This window comes from Anaerosphaera multitolerans, assembly GCF_004006535.1.
Taxonomy (GTDB): Bacteria; Bacillota; Clostridia; order Tissierellales; family Peptoniphilaceae; genus Anaerosphaera; species Anaerosphaera multitolerans.
In genome coordinates, this window is the sequence record NZ_RLIH01000007.1 from 89,915 (window position 1) to 99,927 (window position 10,013).

The 10,013-nt window shown below is 32.8% G+C and carries 7 protein-coding genes and 1 riboswitch; of the genes, 5 read left to right on the forward strand and 2 right to left on the reverse strand.

Annotated elements, in window-relative coordinates; translation table 11 throughout:
- Positions 1-64 precede the first annotated feature (64 nt).
- Entirely contained in the window at positions 65-586 is a 522-nt protein-coding gene (gene thiT, locus EF514_RS06345; protein WP_127724594.1) for an energy-coupled thiamine transporter ThiT, read from the reverse strand.
- A 21-nt stretch (positions 587-607) separates the two neighbouring features.
- Positions 608-694, reverse strand: a riboswitch (TPP riboswitch).
- The gene (locus EF514_RS06350; protein WP_127724595.1) at positions 693-3,743 is read right to left on the reverse strand and encodes an ATP-binding protein; all 3,051 of its coding nucleotides are present in this window, start codon (positions 3,741-3,743) and stop codon (positions 693-695) included. (Overlaps the previous riboswitch by 2 nt.)
- 479 nt (positions 3,744-4,222) lie before the next feature.
- Here EF514_RS06350 and EF514_RS06355 point away from each other — a divergent pair, with 479 nt between their 5' ends.
- From EF514_RS06355 to EF514_RS06375, 5 genes are all read left to right on the forward strand, one after another.
- Positions 4,223-5,548: a Na+/H+ antiporter family protein gene (locus EF514_RS06355; RefSeq protein ID WP_127724596.1), complete on the forward strand. Its 1,326-nt coding sequence runs from the start codon at positions 4,223-4,225 to the stop codon at positions 5,546-5,548.
- Positions 5,549-5,621: 73 nt separating this feature from the next.
- Positions 5,622-7,160: a histidine ammonia-lyase gene (gene hutH, locus EF514_RS06360; RefSeq protein WP_127724597.1), complete on the forward strand. Its 1,539-nt coding sequence runs from the start codon at positions 5,622-5,624 to the stop codon at positions 7,158-7,160.
- 146 nt (positions 7,161-7,306) lie between these two features.
- Positions 7,307-8,179: a YitT family protein gene (locus tag EF514_RS06365; RefSeq protein ID WP_127724598.1), complete on the forward strand. Its 873-nt coding sequence runs from the start codon at positions 7,307-7,309 to the stop codon at positions 8,177-8,179.
- 234 nt (positions 8,180-8,413) lie between these two features.
- The gene (locus EF514_RS06370; RefSeq protein WP_127724599.1) at positions 8,414-9,001 is read left to right on the forward strand and encodes an RNA polymerase sigma factor; all 588 of its coding nucleotides are present in this window, start codon (positions 8,414-8,416) and stop codon (positions 8,999-9,001) included.
- Positions 8,994-9,932, forward strand: coding sequence for a DUF4367 domain-containing protein (locus tag EF514_RS06375; RefSeq protein WP_127724600.1), 939 nt, complete (start codon positions 8,994-8,996; stop codon positions 9,930-9,932). Before EF514_RS06370 ends, EF514_RS06375 begins: the two co-directional genes overlap by 8 nt.
- Positions 9,933-10,013: the final 81 nt, after the last annotated feature.

The window sequence follows — 10,013 nt, forward strand, 5'->3', positions numbered from 1 at the left end:
TACCACAATTATGGCAGGGAGTTAAAATTTTTATAGAATAAGAGGGAAAAGAAAAACACATCTTTTATTTTGATGTGTTCTTAAAATTCATATAGGGTTTGTATATTGTGGTAATAATAACCAATGTAATTATTAATTCCACTAATACGAAGGAATTATATTGCAGAGAATAAAGCCATGGTGCAATATTGTCCGGAGCATAGAACCAAAAAATCAGCCAACCCGATAAAAAGTGACATAAAAATCTAAATATTATGGCAATAGTTGAACCGGTTAATACTCCCTTTAGAGTTTTTGGAAAAAATCCAACGATGCCCAATATTCCAAAAGCAAGAATATAATCAAGTAATATGGACATTGGATTTAATACAAAACCTCCAAATATAAATTGCATAAATCCATAGGTAAAAGCTGCAATTAATCCGTATTTTCCTCCCCAATAAGAGGCGAATAAAATTATGGGAACCATACTTCCAAAGGTTATAGAACCGCCTTGTGGAAGTTGAAAGAGTTTAATATAACTCAAAACTTGAGCAAGAGCAATCATAGCCCCTGCTTCTGTAATCATTTTTGTATTATTTTTCATAGTCTCACCTTTCTAACAGGTGCCAACTATAGTGGAATTCACTACGCCAGCATTATCTGGATCAGCTTTAAGGGTATGTTCTCAGCAAAAGCTCCCCTATTCCTGTTTAATTTAATATTATTTTATTTTCATTAACTATATTTATCTCATATAAATCCCTATACATATCCAGTGAACTTAGGGCTTTTTCCTTATAAGTCTTACTGTCCTCAACTAATATGTCTTTATAAATATCCTGTAGTTCTTTATTGGATTCACCAAAGATGGAAATTTGATATAGAGCAAAGTAAACCGAACCGAAAGCTCTAGGGTCTTCCATTTTTTCCGAAAATTTCATAGCACTGGAAATATGTTCATAGGAATCTTTGTAGTTGCCTTTTTTAACTTCAATTAATGCCATATAGGATTCAAGAACAGGTCTCTTCCAGAAAGAGTCAAACTGACCGTATAACTCATAGGCTAAATTGAAATAATTAAGCGCTTCATCAATATCTTCCATTGCAAAATAGGATTTTCCTAAATTTATATAGAAGACTGACAAACTTGAAAGTGCATTTTTGTTAATAGTAAGTTCAATGGCCTTTTTAAAGTTTGTAATAGAATCTTCATATTCTCCCAAGGCGAACCTAAGCTCGCCAATATAATTATAAGCAGCTGCAATGTTAATGGCATACCTGTTGGCAACGTCCTCTGTTACATTAAAAGTATTAATGGACTCCGTAAGGAGTTTTTCAGCAGTAAAGTAATTTCCCGTCATCATATTGTATAGACCTTTAAGTCTAAGTAAGATTCCGATTTCCTTATGGTAGTTACACTTTACAGCCAAATCCAAAGCAAGCTCAATATACTCAATCATATCATTGGCATTGTTAGTTTGGATATTATAGAATATCATCTGTTTATATCCGTCTAGGACAAAATCTTTTTCATCAAGTTCAATGGCCTTTTGAATAACGCTCTTCATATCGTCAACGCCTTCTTTATAATCGCCGTCTCGGATTAAATAACGTCCCTTCATATAGAAGAATTCAATTTCCAAAAGTTTTAACTCATCAGATTGATTGTCTTTTTTAAGCTTTTCAAAAATATCTTCAAGTTCATCAAGGGAATTTTGAATTTTATCTCTTGAAATATAGACAATGTTATTACTTGGAGTTTCCGCAAGATTTAGTATTGGAAACAGCTCATGAGAAAAGTTTAAATAATAATTTAAAGTTTCAATTCTATACTTCAAGGACTTAAGCTCTTCACCTGCGTTGTTGTAATGGTATACCAATTTAGATAAAAGGTATGGGTCGTTCTTGCGCTTGTCAAGTTTTGCCTCCATAAGATCTCCGATTTGTTTATGAGTAATTCGTTTTTTTGCACTGGACTGTGTCATATACACATACTCTCTCAGCTTAATATGAGTGTAAGTAAGATATATACTATTATTATTTTCAACTTCACTTATAATATTTCTTTTACAAAGCTCCTCAATGGAGGGAAGTAAATCTATTTCATTTTTTCCCATTATTTCGCTAACCACACTTAAAGGAGCTCTATCATAGAAGAAACTGACAATGTCCAGAAGTTTTTTTTCATTTTCAGAAAGATATAAAAATCTGGATTTTATAGTATCTATCATCTTAGAAGTCATAATATTAGTATCTTTTTTAGATTTAATTAAGTGTACATATTCATTTAGGAAAAAACTATTTCCTTCTGTTTCCGAATAGATTTTTTCAAAAGTTTCTTCATCGAATTCCATTTCCGGCAGAGATTTTTTAATAAATTCCTTGGATTCTTCAAAACTAAATCTGGAAAGCTGAATTTTTTCAACCTTATGGTATCTGTCAAGAGCAACTATTAAATCGTCTACAGCCTTATTGTATTGATTTCTTGATGTCAATATAAACATAGCCTCAGACTTTATATGGAGCATTACAGAGGTTAAAAGTTTAATTGAAGACTCGTCCATCCACTGTATATCTTCAAAGATTATAATTAATTTTTTCACTTCCGAAACTTTTTTAATTGACTCTACAATAATTTGAGTAACTAAGTTAAGATTAAGTGCATCAGGCGAATCTTTAGTCTCCAGCAGAGTGGCATCTGTGGAAAAATCATCAAAATTGGGAAATAATTTTGAAATAGTTGCATTCCAAAAAGTTGGAAATTCAATTTTTTCATCTTTTAAAATTTTACTTAGTTTATTAATAATAATCCCAAAAGGTCTTAAGACATGATTTTCTTCAGCCTGGTAAGAAAATGATTCTAAAATAAAGAAGTCCTGTTCTTTGTGCTCTAAGACTTTCTTTTTTAAAAAGCTCTTGCCGATACCTGCTTCTCCCGTTAAGAATATGGACTTTGTTTCTATATCCTTGGAAAAATTGTCAATAGTCTGTTCAATTAATGCAATTTCATTATATCGACCATAGAAATATTCGTTTTTTGATCTAGAAGTAGCATTTTTTAAATTAATTAACTTAATTGAATCTTCATAGATGGCTTTCGTCTTTTCGTCAGGTTCCACTCCAAGTTCATTTAAAAGGAGTTTGGAAAGGTCTTGGTAAGTTTCAATAACTTTTCCCGCCCTGCCTGTCTTTTGAAAGTATCTCATTAAAAGTCTGAAATTTCTTTCGTCAAATTCATCTATTTGGATTAATTTGTTAATGTTTTTTTCAATATTGTTGTAAATGCCATTTTCAATATCTTTTTCAATTTTCTGATATAAAACATTTGTAAACTTATCCTGGTAAAAATTTCTGGTTTTTGTAATCCAATGTTCATATTCATCAGAATCCTTTAAAAAGAAACCCTGTAAGAAATCTCCTTCATATAAGTCCAAATTTTTTTCAGGATCTTCTGTAAATAGATTTACATCACATTCTATATCAATATCTTCATTTAAAACTAAAATAGATTTTTTTGGTGAAATTATAAAATCTGAATCCAAGTGTTTTTTAGCCTGATATAGGGCATTTCGTAAATTCTTCTTTGCCGTCTTTTCATTTTCATCAGGCCATAATAAACCTGCTATCTCATCTCTGGAAACAACTGTATTTATAATAATATAATAAATTAAGGCATTAATCTTGGCATAGGGGAAAAACACCTTTTCTCCATCTTTTAAAATTTGAGGAATTCCAAATAATTTGCAATAAATTTTACTCATAAAGCACCCCGTCTAATAAATGTATAATAAAAAATAATTATAATTTTCAATTCATATAGTATCAGTATAATTCAGTTGTAATCTGGTGTCAATTGAGTAAAATCGATAAACTGATTTAATTTGTTAATAGGATAAAGAGAAAAGTAAAACCTTTGCTTAAAGAGTTTAAAATATTTTTAGATGGGAATCTATTAAAGAGGGTACATATAAATTAGAATAGTTAGGTGTCATTTGACGAAAGTTAGACGTAAATAGTCGTAAATTTGACATTTTGATTTTTTGCGGCGAAAAACATAGGAACCTTGCTGTTATCACGTTATCATAGGAAAGTATATATTGTTTTTAAAAGCTATATTTATTTAGACCTATATTTGATGAAGGACAGTTACAATATAGCCATTCATTATAAGTTTATGTGTTATAATATTTTATAGTAGGTAGTAAGCACTTATTAGATGAATTAACGAGGAGGTAGGAAAATGTTATTATTAAACCCAGTAGTTATATCCGTTATAGTAATGGTTGCGTTGTGTTTAATTAAGTTTAACGTAATGCTTTCAATTTTAGTAGCGGCTATCGTTGGTGGATTGGCAGCAGGTATGCCTATTTATGTGTCTGGAGCAGACAATAACATAATAGACGTACTTATTAGTGGTATGGGTGGAAACTCAGCAACAGCACTTAGTTACATATTGTTGGGAGCTTTTGCTGTAGGACTTGCTAAATCAGGTCTTGGTACGATTTTAGCTAAGAAAGTATCTAAGATTGTAGCGGGAAAGAAATTTTTAATGATTTTTATGATTGCATTTATTGCTTGTTTTTCACAGAACCTTGTTCCTGTTCACATTGCATTTGTACCAATATTAATACCGCCATTATTACCGGTAATGAATAAACTTAAAGTGGACAGAAGAGCAGTGGCTTGTGCCCTTACATTTGGACTTAAGGCACCTTATTTAGCTGTACCGATGGGATTCGGTTTATTGTTCCATGGTATTTTAGTAGACAATATCAGCCAGTTTGGTCTTCCTATTACTAATGCAGATGTAGTTTCGGTAATGTGGATTGGAGCCCTTTCAATGTTTATAGGTTTGGTATTAGTGGTATTTCTACTTTACAGTAGAGATAGAGAATATGCTGACGTGGTAATTGAAGGATCAGCAAGCTTGGAAGATGAAGTTCATATGACAAAAGAAGCTTGGGGAGCACTAGCAGGTTGTATAGTTACAGCAGTAGTTTCGATACTTACTACGTCACTTCCATATGCAGCAATAGCCGGTATATTTACTATGGTTATAACAGGATGTATTAAGTGGAGTGAAATAGATGAAGTAATGGAAGGCGGAATTGACATGATGGGCTTTATAGCTTTCGTTATGTTAGTGGCGGCTGGTTATGGTACTGTTCTAAGAGAAAGCGGTGGAGTAGAAGAATTAGTTACTACTGTAGCTCAATACATGCACGGCTCTAAAATGATAGCAGCAACGTTAATGTTATTAGTAGGATTATTAATAACTATGGGTATTGGTACATCTTTTGGTACAATTCCTATAATTGCGGCAATTTATGTACCATTATGTCAAGAGATTGGCTTTGGAACAGGTGCTACAATATTGTTAATCGGTGTTGCAGCAGCACTTGGAGATGCAGGTTCACCGGCATCTGACTCAACTTTAGGACCAACATCAGGTCTTAACGCGGACGGACAACACGATCACATTTGGGACACCTGTGTGCCTACATTTATAGCTTTTGATATACCGCTTATGATAGGTGGAGTAATCGGAGCGTTAATGCTAGGTTAGTAGGAAAGTAGTATTAGTGGATAACACATAAACGAGGATAGTAGGGGAACCTACAATAAAAGGGGGAAAAATTATGAATAAAGTAATTTTAAACGGTAGTGATTTGACTCTTGAAGAATTAGTAGCAGTAGCAAGAGACCACGTTGAAGTTGAAATAGCTGAAAGTGCTATTGCAGCTATTGAAGAATCCAGAAGAATTGTAGATGAAATAGTAGAACAGGAAAGAGTGGTTTACGGAGTAACTACAGGTTTTGGTTCACTATGTGAAGTAAGCATCTCAAATGACGAAAGTTCACAATTACAAGAAAACTTAATTCGTACTCACGCTGTGGGATACGGTAATCCGCTTCCTGAAGATGAAGTAAGAGCTACAATTCTTATTAGAATTAACTCACTTGTAAAAGGGTATTCAGGAATTAGATTAAGTGTTGTAAATACTTTATTGGCAATGCTAAACAAAAATGTTATTCCTTTTATTCCTGAGAAAGGTTCATTAGGAGCATCAGGAGACTTAGCGCCACTTGCTCATATGGTACTTCCAATGCTAGGTCTTGGACGTGCGTACTATGACGGTGAATTACTACCGGGTAAGGAAGCTATGGAAAAAGCCGGTCTTGAAATAGTTACTCTTGTAGCTAAAGAAGGACTTGCATTAATTAATGGTACATCTGTACTAACAGCTATTGGAGCGCTTGCTACCCATGATGCAATTGACTTATTAAAACTTGCTGACATTGCAGGAGCACTTTCAATGGAAGCTCATAGAGGAATTATAGATGCTTTCTATGAAAAACTTCATATAATTCGTCCTCATAAGGGATGTCTTGCAACAGCTAAGAACATTAGAGAATTAGTAGAAGGTTCAACTTATATTACTCATACAGCGCAATTAAGAGTACAAGACCCTTATTCACTACGTTGTATGCCACAAATTCACGGAGCAAACAAAGATTCAATTGCTTACGTAAAGGAAAAAGTTGAAATAGAAATTAACTCAGGTACTGATAACCCAATTATCACACCGGACGGAGACGTTATTTCAGGCGGTAACTTCCACGGAGAACCAATGGCACAACCATTTGACCTACTTGGAATAGGAGCTGCAGAAATCGGAAACGTATCTGAAAGACGTGTTGAAAGATTAGTTAACAGTCAACTTTCAGACTTCCCGGCTTTCCTTGTAAAGCATCCGGGTGTAAACTCCGGATTTATGATTACACAATATGCAGCAGCATCTCTTGCATCTGAAAACAAAATTTTAGCTCATCCGGCAAGTGTTGACTCAATACCTTCTTCAGAAAACCAAGAAGACTTTGTTTCAATGGCTACTACAGCAGCTAGAAAAGCTAGAGAAATAGTTTTCAACTCAAGAAGAATAGTTGCTACTGAAATTATGGCAGCTTGTCAAGGAATCGACTTTAGAAAAGAAGAAGGAAGAAAACTTGGAGCAGGAACTCAAGCGGCATATGATGTTGTAAGAAAAGCTATATCATTCCTTGAAAATGATAAAGACGTTGAATTATATGATGAACTTGAAAAAGTTACAGCATTATTATTAGACGGAAGCATCCTTAATGCAGTAGAAGAAAAAGTTGAAATAGAAATTCAATAATTGTAATATTAAAAAGTAGTGTTGCTTGGCAATGCTACTTTTTTTTAAGTGTAACAGTTGAAAGTTATTTAAAAAATAGGTGAAAGCTATATAAAAAAGACTAGGTTCATAGTATTATTATATAGAGGTGCTATGAGAGGTGTACTATGAAATTTAAGTTGAAGATTGATAAGAAAAAAGCTTTTAAAACGCTGTTTGGTGTACTTTTGGGAGATATGCTTTCCGCTTTTGCTTTGGTCTACATATTAAAACCAAATGAAATGATATCAGGCGGTGTAAGTGGGCTTTCAGTTTTAATTGAAAGTCTGACAGGACTTCCCTTGGGATTGTTAGTATTTATTTTAAACATACCGCTATTTATTTTGGGGTTGTTTTTTTTAGATTTTGACTTTATGTTTTTTTCGGGAATATCCATAGTGGTTTTGTCCCTTTGGATTAGTTTTTTTGAAACTTTAAAACCTTTAGGTTATGCAATAACCCATGAAATTATTTTAGCCTGTATATTTGGCGGTGTTATAAACGGTGTCGGTGGAGGAACTTTGTTTAAGTATGGAGCCTCGGCAGGAGGTTTTGATATACCGGCTGCAATTATAAAGAAAAAATTTAATATTCAAATAGGAAATGTACTTTTATTTTTAAATTGTTTTATAATAGGAATGAGTTCCTTTATATATTCAGTTGATAAAGCTCTTTTTACTTTAGTGGCTTTATTTATAACCTACCAAGTAATAGATATGATTCAACTTGGTGTGGGAAAACAAAAGCAGGTATTTATTATAAGTCCTGAATATGAAATAATTACAGAGAAAATACATGAAGAAGTAGGTAGGGGAATTACCTATATTAATGGGGAAGGTTCCTATAAGAATAATGAAGTAAAAATAATTTATCTAATATGCTCTTCAAGGGAAATTGTAGCTGTGAAGAACTTAGTTAGGGAAATAGACCCCAATGCCTTTTTAGCAGTAAGTGATACTGTGGAAATACAGGGCAAGGGTTTTAAAAAGATTGAGATATAACACTGGACGCCCAGTGTTATTTTTTTAGAAAATTTTGTAATATAACACTTTCTTTTACGTATTAACTATTGAAGGTCAAAATTCATTTGGTTTTATGTGTTTTTAAAATATTTTTAAATGTAATATTTTAAGAATACTAACCTACTAACTATTGAAGGACCAAGCTCATTAATTTTCAAGAGATAAAACAAAAAAATTAAATGTAATATTTCAAATTTACCTACGTATTAACTAGTGAAGGTTAATGAGCTTACAGGAAGAGGTGACGATTTGATAGAAGAAATAAGTGAAAGTTTAAATTTAAGTAAATCCTACGTAACTCAAAAAGACTTTGAATTTATCTATGATAAATTTTTTAACAGAGTATTTAAATTTGTAAGCTATAGAGTTTCAAATAATGAAGATTCAAAGGACATTACCTCTGAAATCTTTCAAAAAATCTATAGATCTTTAAATGGATTTGACCCTAATAAGTCTAAGCTTGAAGTTTGGATATTTGCCATTGCCAGAAATACTATTGTAGATTATTACAGAAGAAACAGTAAACATAAGATAATATCAATGGATAAGTTTAAAGATTTCTTTGCGTCAGAAAATTATGTGGAAGATAATTTGGAAAAGGCTGAAGAATATGATTATTTAAGAGGGGAAATCAAAAAACTAAATTCCAAGGAGCAATTGGTACTTAGTTACAAATTTGGAGCTGAACTTTCCAATACTGACATTGCCGAATTAACAGGACTATCCAGTTCAAATGTAGCAGTGATATTACACAGAAGTATTCAAAAGTTAAGAGAAAGAATGGAGGCTTACTATGAATAGGGAAGAAAAATTTTCTAAAGATATAGATGAAATGTTGAAAATTGAAAATTTTGAAACTATGGAAAAAGATTTAGATTACATTAAAGACTTGGAGTTTGCGAAAAAACTATCAAATCTCTACGCTTCCGATGAGAAAGTAAAAGAAGAGGTGTTTAATAAAATGAAAGATAATAAAAAGAGAAAGAGTAATAAATTTAAGGCTATAACAGCAACTGCAGCTGCAGTAGTACTTCTACTTCCAATGACCTCAATGGGTCAGGAGCTTTATAGGACTATTAAAGAGGCAGTGCTACCTTCGGGAAGAATACAGATAATTGAAGAAGAGAGAGTTTCAGATGCACCAATAGAAGTTCCCGTACCTGAGCAGTTAAAGGGACAGCTTTTTGACAAAGATGGTAATGAGCTTACAGTTATGAAAGAAGATACCATTCCTTACAATAAAGACGGAGAAGAAGTTATGATTTCAGGTGGAACTTGGATAGATGAAAATGGAGTAGAGCATGAGGAATGGAAAGCTATGACTAAAGCGGAAAGAGAAGCTGAAGATGAAAAATATAGAATTTATGATTCAGTTGATAAGGTAGTTGAAGAGAGACTTACCTTTAACCCTCTTGTCCTAAAGGATAGCAAGTATGAATATAAGTACGTTATGACTTTTACAGAGGATAAAAAATCAGACTATGGACACTTCTATTATGAAAAAGACGGCAAGGAAATCATATTATTTGAAAGAGTTTCCAGCGAGGAAGCAGGATATGCAACAGGGGGAGAAAATGTACAAGAGGTTACATTAGACGGAGTACCTGCAATTTACTACGGTAATGATAGCCTTGACTTTGAAAGAGACGGCTTATTAGTGGGACTACAGTGTAAAGGTGTTACCTATGATGAGCTTGTGGAAATCTATAAGGACCTTGAATTGGCTAAATAAAACCTTAACCTTAATTAAATAAATTTGTAAAAAGATTGAGATATTGGTCTCAATCTCAGGCTGTTGACAATGAAATGTCAA